The sequence below is a fragment of the Streptomyces sp. NBC_00464 genome, from assembly GCF_036013915.1.
Classification (GTDB): Bacteria; Actinomycetota; Actinomycetes; order Streptomycetales; family Streptomycetaceae; genus Streptomyces.
The window spans coordinates 5019193-5032294 of the sequence record NZ_CP107899.1; the positions used below are offsets into that span (position 1 = coordinate 5019193).

Annotated in this window: 14 protein-coding genes; 8 read left to right on the forward strand and 6 right to left on the reverse strand. The window is 67.2% G+C overall.

What is annotated here, in order from left to right:
• Positions 1-76: 76 nt before the first annotated feature.
• Positions 77-769, reverse strand: coding sequence for an ATP-binding protein (locus OG912_RS22600; RefSeq protein WP_327710994.1), 693 nt, complete (start codon positions 767-769; stop codon positions 77-79).
• 170 nt (positions 770-939) lie between these two features.
• Here OG912_RS22600 and OG912_RS22605 point away from each other — a divergent pair, with 170 nt between their 5' ends.
• Positions 940-1785 carry a helix-turn-helix domain-containing protein gene (locus tag OG912_RS22605; protein ID WP_327710995.1) on the forward strand — a complete coding sequence of 282 codons (846 nt, stop codon included), beginning with the start codon at positions 940-942 and terminating at the stop codon, positions 1783-1785.
• Positions 1785-1979, forward strand: a complete 195-nt coding sequence (locus tag OG912_RS22610; protein ID WP_327710996.1) for a DUF397 domain-containing protein — start codon at positions 1785-1787, stop codon at positions 1977-1979. The genes OG912_RS22605 and OG912_RS22610 overlap by 1 nt, the downstream gene beginning before the upstream one ends.
• Before the next feature lie 137 nt (positions 1980-2116).
• On the opposite strand, the gene OG912_RS22615 is transcribed toward OG912_RS22610, so the two are convergent.
• Both OG912_RS22615 and OG912_RS22620 read right to left on the reverse strand, forming a co-directional pair.
• Positions 2117-5260 carry a DUF3427 domain-containing protein gene (locus tag OG912_RS22615; protein ID WP_327710997.1) on the reverse strand — a complete coding sequence of 1048 codons (3144 nt, stop codon included), beginning with the start codon at positions 5258-5260 and terminating at the stop codon, positions 2117-2119.
• A gap of 89 nt (positions 5261-5349) precedes the next feature.
• Positions 5350-5928, reverse strand: a complete 579-nt coding sequence (locus OG912_RS22620) for a hypothetical protein (RefSeq protein ID WP_327710998.1) — start codon at positions 5926-5928, stop codon at positions 5350-5352.
• Between the two features lie 355 nt (positions 5929-6283).
• Here OG912_RS22620 and OG912_RS22625 point away from each other — a divergent pair, with 355 nt between their 5' ends.
• Entirely contained in the window at positions 6284-6730 is a 447-nt protein-coding gene (locus OG912_RS22625) for a DUF6086 family protein (RefSeq protein WP_443061007.1), read from the forward strand.
• Positions 6731-6846: 116 nt separating this feature from the next.
• The gene (locus OG912_RS22630) at positions 6847-7572 is read left to right on the forward strand and encodes a S1 RNA-binding domain-containing protein (protein ID WP_327711000.1); all 726 of its coding nucleotides are present in this window, start codon (positions 6847-6849) and stop codon (positions 7570-7572) included.
• Positions 7573-7620: 48 nt separating this feature from the next.
• Here OG912_RS22630 and OG912_RS22635 read toward each other — a convergent pair whose 3' ends face one another.
• Both OG912_RS22635 and OG912_RS22640 read right to left on the reverse strand, forming a co-directional pair.
• A complete protein-coding gene (locus OG912_RS22635; RefSeq protein WP_327711001.1) occupies positions 7621-8127 on the reverse strand; it encodes a GNAT family N-acetyltransferase in 507 nt (168 codons plus the stop codon).
• A 78-nt stretch (positions 8128-8205) separates the two neighbouring features.
• Positions 8206-8619 (reverse strand): MerR family transcriptional regulator, encoded by a 414-nt coding sequence (locus tag OG912_RS22640; RefSeq protein WP_327711002.1) that lies wholly within the window; start codon positions 8617-8619, stop codon positions 8206-8208.
• Positions 8620-8710: 91 nt separating this feature from the next.
• Here OG912_RS22640 and OG912_RS22645 point away from each other — a divergent pair, with 91 nt between their 5' ends.
• Positions 8711-9376: an SDR family NAD(P)-dependent oxidoreductase gene (locus tag OG912_RS22645; protein WP_327711003.1), complete on the forward strand. Its 666-nt coding sequence runs from the start codon at positions 8711-8713 to the stop codon at positions 9374-9376.
• A 53-nt stretch (positions 9377-9429) separates the two neighbouring features.
• On the opposite strand, the gene OG912_RS22650 is transcribed toward OG912_RS22645, so the two are convergent.
• Positions 9430-10431, reverse strand: coding sequence for an SEC-C domain-containing protein (locus tag OG912_RS22650; protein ID WP_326736358.1), 1002 nt, complete (start codon positions 10429-10431; stop codon positions 9430-9432).
• A 137-nt stretch (positions 10432-10568) separates the two neighbouring features.
• Between OG912_RS22650 and OG912_RS22655 the strand changes: the two genes are divergently transcribed.
• The 3 genes from OG912_RS22655 (at position 10569) to OG912_RS22665 (ending at position 13096) form a co-directional block, all read left to right on the forward strand.
• Complete coding sequence (locus tag OG912_RS22655; RefSeq protein ID WP_327713510.1) at positions 10569-11360, forward strand: class E sortase; 792 nt, start codon at positions 10569-10571, stop codon at positions 11358-11360.
• Positions 11361-11423: 63 nt separating this feature from the next.
• Complete coding sequence (locus tag OG912_RS22660) at positions 11424-11582, forward strand: DUF3311 domain-containing protein (protein ID WP_327713511.1); 159 nt, start codon at positions 11424-11426, stop codon at positions 11580-11582.
• Positions 11579-13096 (forward strand): sodium:solute symporter family protein, encoded by a 1518-nt coding sequence (locus tag OG912_RS22665; protein ID WP_327711004.1) that lies wholly within the window; start codon positions 11579-11581, stop codon positions 13094-13096. Before OG912_RS22660 ends, OG912_RS22665 begins: the two co-directional genes overlap by 4 nt.
• Positions 13097-13102: the final 6 nt, after the last annotated feature.

Here is a 13102-nt window from a genome sequence, read left to right on the forward strand (position 1 = left end):
TTGACCGGTTCGCTGGTCAGGCTGAACGTCCCGAACGCATGCTCGCTCGGAGGCTGTGATCCGAGAGATCGAGGACTCACGCCGCCCCTTCCGCATCGGACTCAACCTCGAAGAGGAATTGCGCACGGTCAAGGGCCTCGTCAGCGTCGCAGCCATGCGCCTTCAGCCAGAGCAGAAGGTCTGCGATCAAGCCGGTGGCCACTTCCGCAGCTTCCTTAATGCTCATCGGTCTGAGCTGCGAGGACTCTCGGCGCTCCCCCAACCCGCAGAGGCCCAGGAGTGCTTCTGCCTTGGCTACCTGTTCATCGGCGACGTGACCGTCGGCCGACTGCAAACCCGTGGCGAGTTCACACCATGTCGTCTTGGAGGCACCACGCACGATCACTCCCCACCGGGCAGACGCTCCTTCCACCAGCTGCATGCCCCGCCCCCGCTCATCCAGGCCGGCTGCTCGGATAAGCGTCGGAAGTCGCTGCCCGTCGTCGCTCACCTCAATACGCAGGCAACCCCCATGCATGCTCACCGCCAGGCAGGCCGAGGTTCCCGCGCCCACGTGCTTGATGACGTTGCTCGTGAGCTCAGTTACGCAGACCTGAGCCGCATCGACCATCGATGAGAGACCCCAAAGCTCAAGGTGGAGGCGCATCACTCGCCGCAGCCCGGCAAGCTCCTCCGCCTCAGCCAGGAATGGGAGTTCCCACCTCTTACGCTCGACGCCAAAGCGGCACCCACTCATGCCGGTCACCCTTCGCACTGGCTCGGCGGTCACCCAACGCTCCCGCCTCTCTCCATAAGGTGACAGTGGAACTCTCAAAATGGAACTCTCAGAGTCACCTGCCGGAAGCGCGCTCCAGTGGCGCACGCCCCCGGCGTGCGCCACCTTGCCTGCAAGACTCGCCCCATGCACCCTCTTCGATACCGACTTGAAGGGCCGATGACATGCCAGTTGGACCGACCACGCGCAGGCGTCAATTGGGAGCCGATCTGCGCCGACTCCGCGAGGCGAACGGCCTCACATTGGAGGAGGCAGGCGCCCGCGTGGGCATCTCGAAGGCCACTCTGAGTCGGTATGAGACGAAGGAGGGAACAGTTAAGTGGCCAGCCGTGGACGCCCTGTGCCGCGAGTACGGCGCCTCCGACCCTGAGCGAGAGTCACTGGTCGTCCTGGCTAAGGGTGCTCGCATTCAAGGATGGTGGCGCTCCCTCGCTGACCCCATCCCTGAGTCCATGAATCTCATGCTCACCCTCGAAGACGAGGTGGTGAGTGAGGGGCACTACGCCTGCATGTATGTTCCTGGGCTGCTTCAGACGCGCGCGTACGCAGAGGCAGTTCACCGCGCTTCAGAGATGAGATGCACTGACCAAGAGATCAATCACATGGTCGACATCCGGATGAAGCGGCAGGAGCTACTTACGCGCGACGAACCTCCGCACCTGTGGGCAGTGATCGATGAGGCCGTCATCCGGCGGATGGTCGGAGGGCTCTCCGTCATGCGCGATCAGTTGCAGCACCTACTCGCCGCCTCGGCCGACCCCAACGTCACGCTTCAAATCATGCCGTTCGCGGCAGGTGCGCACGCCGCGGCAGTTGGCAGCTTCGTCATCCTGGGGGGAGCAACTCCGGAACTTGACGTGGTCTACGTGGACATCATCGGCGGTGGGCTGTTCATGGAAAAGCCGCAGGAACTCGAACGCTATAAGTTGGCGTTCGAGTACTTGCGCGCGCAGGCGCTGGACCCCCAGTCTTCTGCCGCGCTCCTGACCCAGGTTTGCGAGGAGCTGTGATGGATCACGAAGGTGCCCGGTGGTTCAAGTCGTCCTACAGCGGTGGTAGCGGCACGGAGTGCGTCGAGGCTGCCTTCACTACCGTCGGCACCTTCGTGCGCGACAGCGAGCGTCCGAGTAGCGGGCACTTCCACGTCGGCCGAGGGGCGTGGGCGCACTTCGTCGGATCGGTGCGCGAAGGCGAGTTGCACTGATGTAGAGCCCCGTACGGCGGGTGGCCGGGCAGTCGCAGCCGCTACATCAGTGCCGCCCTACGCGATGTCCGACACCAAAGTCGAAGTCCGGGCCGGGGGAATCTTCCCAGTGATGCAAGGGGGATTTGGCTCGGAGGTTACCCAGCAGCAATTGCTGAGTACGTCCAAACGTCTGCTGTCATTTCGTGACGCAGCTTCCAAGTGATTGCCATGGGCTTGCTGCCCTTGTGCGTGACGTAATCAGCCGGTCCAAGCAGCATCCAAGGCTGTGGGCCACCGATATCTGTCTTCTTATAGCGTCGGACGAAGAGGAGTACCTGAGTGCCCTTCTCTTTGTGTGTCCGGTAGCGCAGGCCTGTCGGTGACGTCTCTGATGTTTGGTTCTGAGACTCCCAATGAAACTCGGACTCGTTCAGCGCATAGTCCTTGTATCGAGTTTCGGGCGAGAAGTCTTTCTCATCCTTTTCTAGGGTGATGAGAAGGGCGTCAGTCTGGATTCCCTCGCACCACTTCACACCCTCCCGGAAGTGCCCAGGCATGAAGCCGTCCACGGTGGACTGGCCGAGAGCAGGGAGGATCTCCTCGCGGCTGTACGAGGCGTGAACTGCCAAGGGGAGATCCGCGTGCGTGTCGAGCAGGGGAAGCGGCAGGTGGTCGGCTAGGTCGAGGACCTGGGCCAGGACCTGGCGGAGCTCGTCGCGGAATGCGTGCTGGGCGCGCAAGGTGTCGAAGCCCGCTTGGTAGCTCGTGAAATCGCCGCCCAAGGGCCAGAGAGAGAAGAAGAACATGCGGGCGTAAGCCTGTTCCTGAGCGGTGAGCTGGTCATACGTGGGGGCGTCGTCGATGAGGAGCTTCGTATACGCCGAGACGCGTGCCGGATCGTCGACATGGAGGAAGGCGGAAGCGCGCTTCAGGAGCGCTGCCTCGCCGTCGGGGGCAGTGGGATTGAGGAGCTTGGCACGGCGGAGAAGGCCGGTCCAGGAGTTTCCGTTGCCGCGGTAGAGCTCTTTGAGCTCTCGGCCGCTCTCCTTGAGGTAGCCCGCGAGCCGAGGCTCGGCGTAGGCGGCAACCTCGCGAGCGAGCTGAGTGACGTTGACGCCTATCTGATTGCGGATGTTATCGAGGATAAGGGTCTTGGCCTTCGTCTCAAGGATGATCTGGCAGCCAGACGGCAACTGAGGGAAGTCGTCCTCAACGTTGGTGAGGAGACGGTTTCGCGTCAGGTTGGTCAGGGCGCGGAACTGCTCTTCGAACCTGAACTCCTTGCGGTGCTGACCAATGAAGTCGAGAACGGTGAGAACGGCCTTGCTCTCGGTACGGCGCAGCCCACGTCCCAACTGCTGAAGGAATACGGTGGCGCTTGAGGTCGGACGGAGAAGAAGCAGAGTGTCGACATCGGGGATATCGAGTCCTTCGTTGAACAGGTCCACCGAGAAGATGACTTGCAGTGTTCCTGCACGGAGCTCTTCCAGCGCCGCCTTGCGTTCATGCTTGGGGGTATCGCCGGAGAGTGCGACGGCGTTGAGGCCAGCACGCCGGAAGAATTCGGCCATGAACTGCGCGTGTGCCACCGAGACACAGAAGCCCAGAGCGCGCATGGTCCCGGGGTCGGTGACCTTGCCCTTCACCGCCTTGACGACGAGCCTGGCCCGGGCGTCGTTACCTGTGAAGAGGTTGCTCAGCGCACTTGAGTCGTACGCTCCCCGCTTCCACGCGAGGGTGCTGAGGTCAGTGTTGTCGGTAACACCGAAGTAGTGGAACGGGCTCAGCAGATCGTTCTCAAGTGCTTCCCAGAGCCGCATCTCGGCCGCGATTCGGCCGTCAAAGTACTCATCCTGGACGTTCAGCCCGTCCATGCGCTCTGGGGTGGCGGTGAGGCCGAGCAACTCCTGGGGGGTGAAATGGTCCACGATCCTTCGGTAGGTCGGCGAAGTGCCGTGGTGGAACTCGTCGATCACGATGACGTCGAAGTGATCTGGAGCGAGGCGTTCCAGGGTGCGCGCGTTGAGTGACTGAACACTTGCGAATACGTGGTTCCAGTTCTCGGGCACCTCGCCACCGAGGAAGAGCTCACCGAAGTTCGCGTCGACCAGGACGTTCTGGTACACCCGCAGGGACTGCTCCAGGATCTCCTTCCGGTGTGCCACGAAGAGCAGTCGGAGATCCCTGCCGAGCTTGTGCCGCAGGTGCTTGTAGTCCAGGGCTGCCATCACCGTCTTCCCTGTGCCCGTGGCGGCGACGAGTAGATTGCGGTTCCGCTCGTGAACGGTGCGCTCGACTTCAAGGCGTTCCAGCATGTCGCGCTGGTGTGGGTAGGGGTGGACCTCCAGTCCGGAGAGCGTGATGACGTTGCGGCCCTGTTGGCCAGCTGGGCCGCCAGCGTGGGAGAGCGCCTCGTCCAATCGTTGTGCGTCGTTGTCGGGGTCGTACGACTCGAAGGAGCGCTCGCTCCAATAGGCGTCGAAGGTCGCCTCGAACTTGCGCAGGACTGAAGGCGTGGCAATCGACGAAAGCCGTACATTCCATTCGAGACCATCGAGGAGTGCAGCCTTCGAGAGGTTGGAGCTGCCGACGTACGCGGTGTCGAAGCCGCTGTCCCGGCGGAAGAGCCAAGCCTTGGCGTGCAGGCGCGTCGAGCGGAGCTCGTAATTCACCTTCACCTCGGCGCCGAACTCGCGAACAAGTCGGTCGAGGGCGCGACGCTCTGTGGCACCGATGTACGTGGTCGTGAGGACCCTGATGGGCACGCCACGATCCCGGGCAGACGTCAGCGACTGCTCAAGTACTCGTAGGCCGTGCCATTTTACGAACGCGCAGAGCAGGTCCACACGGTCAGCTGTTGCCAGTTCCTTCCGGATTTCAAAGCCCAGGCTTGGGTCCTCGGGCGAGTTGGTGATGAGCGCAGTTTCGGAGAGGGGAGTGGCAGGTCGGATGGCGTAGACGCCGGGCGCTTCCTGCTCTGCAACGGCGAGAAGCTGTCGCGGCCCGTCGATGACCGCATCGGCCCACTCGGCGGCGCCTTCAATAGTGTTGAGGGATTCAAGGATGTGGTTTGCGGCCACGACTTGTTCCGCCGGTTTGAGGCCTTGAAGCACCTGCCGCACGGTGCTGGCGATGTGGCGGGACAGAACATGAGGCGTGGACTCAATTCCCACGACGTCATCGATCGCGTGCCAACCCGCGGCGCTCAGCTGCTTCATCTGTTCTTCGAGCCGCCGGGTGATCAGCGTCTCGTGTAGCCCGGCAACAGGCGCCGCTGCCTTTGAAGCATGGCTGGTCATGGCCGAGTCCCCCTCATTGCGACACCTATGTACGCAGTTGTATCAAGGGAGACTGACACAACCTGGTCACACGGGGAGGGCCAGAGGCACTATCCCCCGAACCAGGCCCGGCACTCCGGCTGGTTCGGCCGGACCGTGAGCAGGATCGCCAGGATGAGCACGATCACGCCGAGGATCGGCGCCACCTGGAACGCGGCCAGGGCGAAGGGCAGGCCCGTCCAGCTGTAGACCATGGCCGAATTGCGCAGGCCGGGCTGGCGCGTCGGGAACTTGAGCGCTGTGAGGATGCCCCAGGCGGCCACCGCCATGATGAGCACGCCGACGAAGACCACCGTGCCCGAGTGCGCCTCACCGGGCGTCCGACAGCAGGGCGTCGACGCGTCGGCCTCGCCCCAGATCTCGGTGGCGACGGCGACGCTGTTGGTGACGAGGGCCAGTCCGAGGACGGCCTGGAGACCGCCGAGGATCATCATCATGACGCGCAGGCTGCTGACCGGGGCGGGCATCCGACCACCGGCGGGAGGCGGGTGGCCGGTGGGTCCGCCGGTGCCGGGCGGGGTGGGCGGATGGGGTGGCCGGGGCGGGTTGCCCGGGCCCGGGTTCCCGCGGTTCCAGGGGCGTGGGGGTGACCGGTCGCCGTCCGGCGTACCCGGGTCGTCCGTGCTCATGCGGTGGCCTTCCCCCGACGTGGTCCACGCTCCAGGAGGCCATGGTCGGGGGAGGGCGTGCGTGTGGACAGAGGTAAGTCGGCCACATCCGGCATGGAAGGGCGGGGTGTGGACCGTTACCGGATACGGGCCGGAGAGCGCTTCGACGTAGGTCCTCGACCCCGGCCCTCCGGGTGTCGGGCGCCTTGCGCCCCATGTCCTGGGAGGACTCGCACAGTTCGTCCGGCATCAGCTGCTCGGTCATGCCCATGCCGGAGCAACGAACTCCGCCCCAACACGGCACCGCATTGCCCAAGTGCGCGTGCCCTACCGGTCTTCTACCCTGTGCCGACGCGCTTGAGCTGGAGGAACCGCTGTGAGCATGTACTTCGATATCGGTGACGAGACGCTGTGGAACCCGTCGAACGGTGCCGGCCGCCTCTTCCTGCGGCAGGTCGAGGTCTTCGAGGCGGAACTCAAGTTGCCCTCGGGAATCGGCCAGGGCAAGTACGGGGGCGATCCCGACACACTTGAGGTCGATCCGGTCGCGTACGAGGAGTTCATACGGAGCCTGGTCGCCTGGCACTGCCGCACGGTCCACTCCGTGATCGTCGCCCTCTCCGAAGGCTTCGTGGCGACGGCGCTCGCGCTCGCGTGGCGCGCGGGAATTGAGCTGGAGATGCCCGAACCCGGAGCCGGACGTGTACCTGCTGGCGTCCAGTACGACCCGCGGGGGCCCGGCAATCCCGAGACCGGGTCAGCCGCCGTCGTCACCGCGCTGGACGCGCGAGCGCGGGAGATGGCCCGCTGTATGGCGCCCTGAGTGGCGCCTCCGCGACAGGCAGCTAGGCTCCGCCCATGTCTGAGTCCGCCCCCGATCCTCGCCTCCAGTCCCTGATCAACAGTCTTCGGCCCGGACCCGTCAGGAGGGTGAGAGTCGTGGAGTTCGATGGAGAGGACGTGCTGGTTCTCGTCGGGGAGCCGGACGGGGAGGGCGGTGAAGTCGGCCGCATCCCCCGGGGCGAAGTGTCGATCAGGCCGGTTGACGACCCGTCCCGGATCTTCACGGTCGGCCAGGAGATCGAAGCCGAGGAGATCGGGCGATGGCAGGGGCAGTTGAGGCTCTCGGCCCGGGCCTGCGAGAACCCGGCGCTACGTGCCTTCCTGGTGGCCGTTCAGCCTGGACAGATCGTCTCGGGAACCGTTTCATCGGTCCATGATTTCGGGGTCTTCGTCCATCTCGACGGTGAACCCGTCGGTCTCTGCACCGGGTTCGTCCGTGGTCCGGAATTGACATGGCTCCACATCGATCACCCCTCGGAAGCGGCCGAGGCCGGCCAACGGGTCACCGGTGAGGTGCTCATGTCCGAGACGCGCTACGGCCAGGTGTCGATCTCCTTGAAGGCTCTGCTGGACGACCCCTTCGTGCCGTTCGCCGAGCAAGAAGGGCACGTCCTCTCCGGGACTGTCACGAAGATCCTCCCGTTCGGTGCGTTCGTGCGCGTTGCCCCCGGCATCGAGGGGCTCCTCCACCTCTCCGAGATGTCCGACTCGGTGCCCGGAAGCCCGGACCGTCTGCTCGCTGTGGGTGATCGGATCGCGGTGCGGGTTGCGGAAGTGGACCTTCAGCGGCACCGGGTCAGGCTCTGCGCCCCCGCTTCCTGAGTCAGGGGACCGGCCGGCTTCGGCGGACGTCGGACCCGACGTGGGCCCTCATCGGCCGGACCGGTCCGCCGCCAACTCCCGTACGTACCAGACCCCGCGCTTTCCGCTCAGCATCACTTCCTCGCCCGTGAGGACGAATCCCGTCCTCGTGAGGACCGACCGTGAGGCGGCGTTGGTGAGCGTGGCCGCCGCGCGCAGCGTCGTCAGGGTGTACGTCGTTGTGCACAGCGTGAAGAGGTCGCGGACCGCCTCCGTCGCCAGGCCGCGGCCCGTGGCCTTCTCGGCCAGGCGGAAGCCCAGTTCGGCCGAGCCGTCCGCCACGTCCACCACGTTGAACCGGCCCATGATCTCGTCGCCGTCGTCCGCCACCAGCACGTGGAAGTGGCAGGCGCCGGTTGCCTGTTCGGCGAGGAGTGCCGCGTGGCGCGCGGCGAAGTGGGTGAAGTAGTCGTCGCCGCGGTCCGGCACCGAGGCCGCGAAGAAGGCGCGGTTCTCCCGCTCGAACGCGAGGATGGCGGGGGCGTGGTCGGGGCGCAGGCGTTGGAGTTCGGGCATGGCGGCAGGGTATGCGGGCGGGGCGTCCGAGGGCATCGGGGATATTCGGTGGAGGCGGAGGGCTTCTGACATCACGCATCACGTGGGATCCGCCCGGCGGTCGGTCCTGTCTGCGCCGATCGGTCCGTCGCCGCGCCGTCGTAGGGCGGCGTTCAGCAAGGTGTCGAGCGCCTGTTGGGACGACTGGAGCTGTGCGATCGCCTCGGTGGTTCGACGGCTCTCTCGTTGCAGCTGCGTGATCATGCCGGGGCAGGCCGACGGTATGAGTCGCTCGCCCTCGTCGTGGACGCAGTGCAGTAGCTGGGCGATGACCGTGGTGGGCAGCCCGGCGGCCAGCAAGGTGCGGATGTGGCGCACAGCGGCGACGTCCGAATCGGAGTACTCGCGATAGCCGTTGCTCAGTCGCACCGGCTGGAGCAGCCCCTGCTCCTCGTAGTAGCGCAGTAACCGTGGGCTGACCCCTGTGGTGTCAGCCAGGGCACCGATTCGCATGCGGATCCCCCCGCTTCGAGGTTGACCTTCACATCGATGTCACACCTTAGCGTTCCGGTTGCCAGCCACTGTTTCAGCGAAGGAGCCGGTCATGCCGGGAGTCGTAATCATCGGAGCGGGCCCGGGGATCGGCCGTTCGGTCGCCCGGCGATTCGCGCGGGAAGGTATGCCTGTCGCGCTCGTCGCACGGACCGCCGGAACACTCACCGCCGCAGCCGAAGCGGTTTCCCCCTTTGGTGTGCCCGTCATTTCCCTGACCGCCGACACCGTCGACGAGGCGGCGCTGCGTGCCGCCCTCGACGCTGCGGCCGATGAGTTCGGCCTTCCGGACGTCGTGGTCTACAACGCGGCGATCGTCCAGTCCGACACGCCCGGACAGCTGCCCGCCCGCGCACAACTGGACGCCTGGGCGGTCAACGTGGTCGGAGCGCTCACCGCCGCCGCCCACGTCGCGCCCGGGATGGCGCGGCGCGGGAGCGGTTCGTTCGTCATCACCGGCGGAATGCCCGAACCGAAGCCGCACTACGTGAGCCTTTCGCTCGGCAAGGCCGGGGTGCGGACCCTGGTGGCCCTGCTCGACCAGGAGTACGGGCCGTCGGGCGTCCACGTGGCCAGTGTCACCGTGGACGGTCCTGTGGCTCCGGGTACGGCTTTCGACCCGGACCACATCGCCGAACACTACTGGCGGCTGCACACCCAGCCGCGGCACGCGTGGCAGCAGGAAATCGTCCACAGCGGCCTCACCAACGGGACCTGAACCGTCGTGGCACCCGCCCCGCCCCGTACCCCCGCCCGTTCCGCACGACGCGGCTAAGCCCCCCCGTGGCAGTCCCGATACGACCGCCCCGAGCCGCACCAGCACGCCGCGCTCCTCGCCGGTGGCCACGGGACCGCCCGGCCGCGGGCCGCCAGGGTCGTCGCGTACTGGGGCAGCAGGTCCGGGTCGGACGGGGAGGCGGCCTCCGAGGCGGCGAACGCCTCGTACGACGGGACCGTGCCCGTCACGATGCCGAGGTTCGGGGTCCCCGCCGCATGGAGGTCGCGCAGGGCCGCCTCCAGGAGGGCCAAGTGGTCCGGGTGCGAGGCGTACTCGCTGCCGAGGCCGGGGTACGCGGTGAGGAGCTCGCGCAGTTCGGGCTCCGGCCAGTGGAGCACCGCCACCGGGAACGGGCGGGACAGGGCCGTGCGGTACGTGCCCAGTTCGGCGCGGAGGCGGGTGATCTCGGCCCGGAGCTCGCGCGGGTCCGAGGAGCCGAGCGCCCACAGCCGTTTCGGGTCGTGGAGCTCGTCCAGCGGGACGGCCGCGGTGTGGAGGGCGTCGGCCAGCTCGTCCCAGGCGTCGTGCGTGACGCCCATCAGCCGGCGGACCCGGTGGCGGCCGGTCAGCAGTGACTGGGTGGCGTACGGGACCTCCTCGCCCGGGGCGATGAGCAGGGTCAGGGCCGTGGAGAAGTAGTCGTGGGCCGACTCCAGCTCGTCGTGGGCCTCCAGGGTCTCGGCCGCGATCTCCCAGGGGGCCGCCTCCAGCGGGCCGGCCGCGCGGATCCCGTCGATGATCGCGCGGGCCTCGGCCTCGTGGCCGTACTCCCACAGGTTGGCGGCGTTGAGCGCCTTGACCAGGTGGGGGTGTTCGGTGTCGGGGTCGCTGAGCAGGGTGTCGTAGAGCGTGGTGGCGCGGGCGCGGTCGCCGGCGAGTTCCAGGTGGGCCGCCGCCTGGAGGAGTAGCGGTTCGTGGTCCTCGGGGTACTGCGCCGCGGTGCGCAGCAGGCGCTCGGCTTCGGTGGTGTGGTCGGCAGGCGTGTCGGGGCGCATGAACCACACGGTACTGCCGTACGGGCGCGGGCCGGAGGGATGTTCCGGCTCCGGAAGGCGGTGCCGGTGGGTGAGCCTTGTTACGGCTCTGGAGAGTTGCGGGTCTTGGCCCTATCGTGCGGGCCGTGCGTGAGCGGATGCGTGAGCGGATACCTGTGGTGGTGCAGCGCGATGTGCGCGGGAGGCGGCTGGCCGCGCGCGGGCTGTGGACGGGCGCGGAGCTGGTGGTGACGCTCGGTGTCGTCCTGCTGCTGCTCGTCGCCCATCAGCTGTGGTGGACCAACCGGCAGGCCCGCGCCGAGGCCGCCGACACCGTGCACGCCCTTCAGCGGGGCTGGGGGGAGCCCGAGGGGGCCGCCGATCCGCCGGTGGCGGAGGAGTCGCAGGAGCCGGCGGACGGTGACAGTCCCGTCGTCGGGGAGAAGGACGGGGGCGGAGGAGGGGGAGAGGGGGCCGGTGCCTCGTCCGCGCCCCGGCGGTCCCAGGCGTACGCCGTCATCCGCATCCCGCGCATCGGGCTGACCGCGCCCGTCGCCCAGGGCATCAGCAAGCGGGGCGTTCTGGACAAGGGGTACGTAGGCCACTACCCGCGCACCGCGCAGCCCGGCGGCTCCGGGAACTTCGCGCTCGCCGGGCACCGCAACACCCACGGTGAGCCCTTCCGCTACATCAACCGCCTGCGGTCCGGGGACCGGATCACCGTCGAGACCCGGGACGCCGTCTACACGTACACCGTCGACAAGACCCTCGCCCGGACCCAGCCGGGCGACGGCGGGGTCGTCGCGGCCGTGCCGCGCAGCAACATCAAGCCGTACGTGGGCTACCGGGCGGCCGGGTCCTATCTGACCCTGACGACGTGCACGCCCGAATTCACCTCCCGGTACCGGCTCGTGGTGTGGGGGAAGCTGACCGGCGTACGGGAACGCTGAGCACACGGCCGTGAGGTCGTAAGGTTCTCCGACGTGTTGAGACGACGTCCGCAGTTGTTGTGGTTGCTGGTTCCCTACGTGCTCTATCTGGGGGCGCTGCCGTTCGTGAACCGGGTCCGTCCCGTCGTGTTCGGGCTGCCGTTCCTCTTCGTCTGGCTGCTCGGGGCGACCCTGCTCACCCCCGTCGCCGTATGGCTGACCCGGCGGGGTGACCGCCGGTGAACGCCGCCGTCGCGACCTCCGTCTTCGGGGTCTTCATGGTTGCCACCGTCGCGCTCGGACTGTTCGCCGTGCGCGGCCGGCGCGGGGCGAAGGGCGGTGGTCTCGCCGAGTGGTCGGTGGGCGGGCGCAGCCTCGGGACCGTCTTCATCTGGGTACTCATGGCAGGTGAGGGCTACACCAGCTTCAGCTACCTCGGCGCCGCCGGCTGGGGCTACAACTACGGGGCGCCCGTCCTGTACGTGGTGGCGTACATGTCCTGCGGTTACGCCATCGGCTACGTCGTCGGGCCCATGCTCTGGGCGTACGCCCGCAAACACGGACTCGTCGGGATCACCGACATGGTGGCGCACCGCTTCGGCCGGCCCTGGCTCGGCGCGCTCGTCGCCGTCCTCGCGACCGTCTTCCTGCTCCCGTACATCCAGCTCCAGATCACCGGCATGGGCGTCGTCGTCTCGACGATCTCCTACGGCGCCATCAGCCTGAACTGGGCCTACTTCATCGCCTTCGCCGTCACCACCGGCTTCGTCGTGGTGAGCGGGCTGCGCGGCAGCGCGTGGGTGTCCGTGCTGAAGGACGTGATGGTGATCGCCACGCTCGGCTTCCTCGCCATCTACGTACCGCTGCACTACTTCGACGGTTACGGGCCCTTCCTCGACCGGCTCGTCACCGAGAAGAGCGAGTGGCTGACCTTCCCCGGGCACGGGGACAGCGGCCTCGGACAGGCCTGGTTCATCACCACCTCCTTCCTCAACTCCCTCACCGTCGTGATCTTCCCGACGACCGTCGCGGGCTACCTCGGCGCGAAGAACGCCGATGTACTCCGGCGCAACGCGATGTGGCTGCCCGCCTACAACGTGCTGTTGTTCGTGCCCATGCTGCTCGGCATGGCGGCGCTCTTCGTCGTGCCGGGGCTCGTCGGGGCCGAGTCCAATCTGGCGCTCTTCAAGCTGGTCGTGGACTCGCTGCCGGCCTGGTCGGTCGGGATCATCGGCGTCGCCGCCGCGCTCTCCTCGATCGTGCCGATGGCCGTCTTCATGCTGGTCATCGGCACGATGTGGGGGCGCAGCGTGCTCTCGCTCGTGCCGCGCTGGGAACAGCGGCAGAAGGGCGCGGCCCAGGTCGTCGTCGTGGTCGCGGGGAGCCTGGCGCTGCTGCTCACGTACACCGCGCCGAACACCCTCGTACGGCTCTCGCTGATCTCGTACGAGGGCATGGCGCAGCTGCTCCCCATGGTGCTGCTGGGGCTGATGTGGCGGCGGCTGACCCTGCTCGGGGCGATGAGCGGGCTGGTCGTCGGGGTGGGTGTGGTGTGCGGGTTCGTGTTCACGGAGAACGATCCGGTGTGGGGGGTGAACGCCGGCATCGTCGCACTGGGCGCCAATCTGGCCGTCGCGCTGGTGGTGACGTACGTCGGTCCGCGCGAGCGCGACGAGCGGCCGGACGAGGAGGTGCTCGCGCGGGACGAGATCGAGGACGAGATCGAGGCCGAGGGGTGTGCGGTGGCGGCGGGGTGAGGGCCG

Bases quoted from the DNA above. Each gene is read 5' to 3' on its own strand.
- OG912_RS22605 (WP_327710995.1), top strand. From the start codon at position 940: ATGCCAGTTGGACCGACCACGCGCAGGCGTCAATTGGGAGCCGATCTG.
- OG912_RS22610 (WP_327710996.1), top strand. From the start codon at position 1,785: ATGGATCACGAAGGTGCCCGGTGGTTCAAGTCGTCCTACAGCGGTGGT.
- OG912_RS22615 (WP_327710997.1), bottom strand. From the start codon at position 5,260: ATGACCAGCCATGCTTCAAAGGCAGCGGCGCCTGTTGCCGGGCTACAC.
- OG912_RS22620 (WP_327710998.1), bottom strand. From the start codon at position 5,928: ATGAGCACGGACGACCCGGGTACGCCGGACGGCGACCGGTCACCCCCA.
- OG912_RS22635 (WP_327711001.1), bottom strand. From the start codon at position 8,127: ATGCCCGAACTCCAACGCCTGCGCCCCGACCACGCCCCCGCCATCCTC.
- OG912_RS22640 (WP_327711002.1), bottom strand. From the start codon at position 8,619: ATGCGAATCGGTGCCCTGGCTGACACCACAGGGGTCAGCCCACGGTTA.
- OG912_RS22645 (WP_327711003.1), top strand. From the start codon at position 8,711: ATGCCGGGAGTCGTAATCATCGGAGCGGGCCCGGGGATCGGCCGTTCG.
- OG912_RS22650 (WP_326736358.1), bottom strand. From the start codon at position 10,431: ATGCGCCCCGACACGCCTGCCGACCACACCACCGAAGCCGAGCGCCTG.
- OG912_RS22655 (WP_327713510.1), top strand. From the start codon at position 10,569: ATGCGTGAGCGGATACCTGTGGTGGTGCAGCGCGATGTGCGCGGGAGG.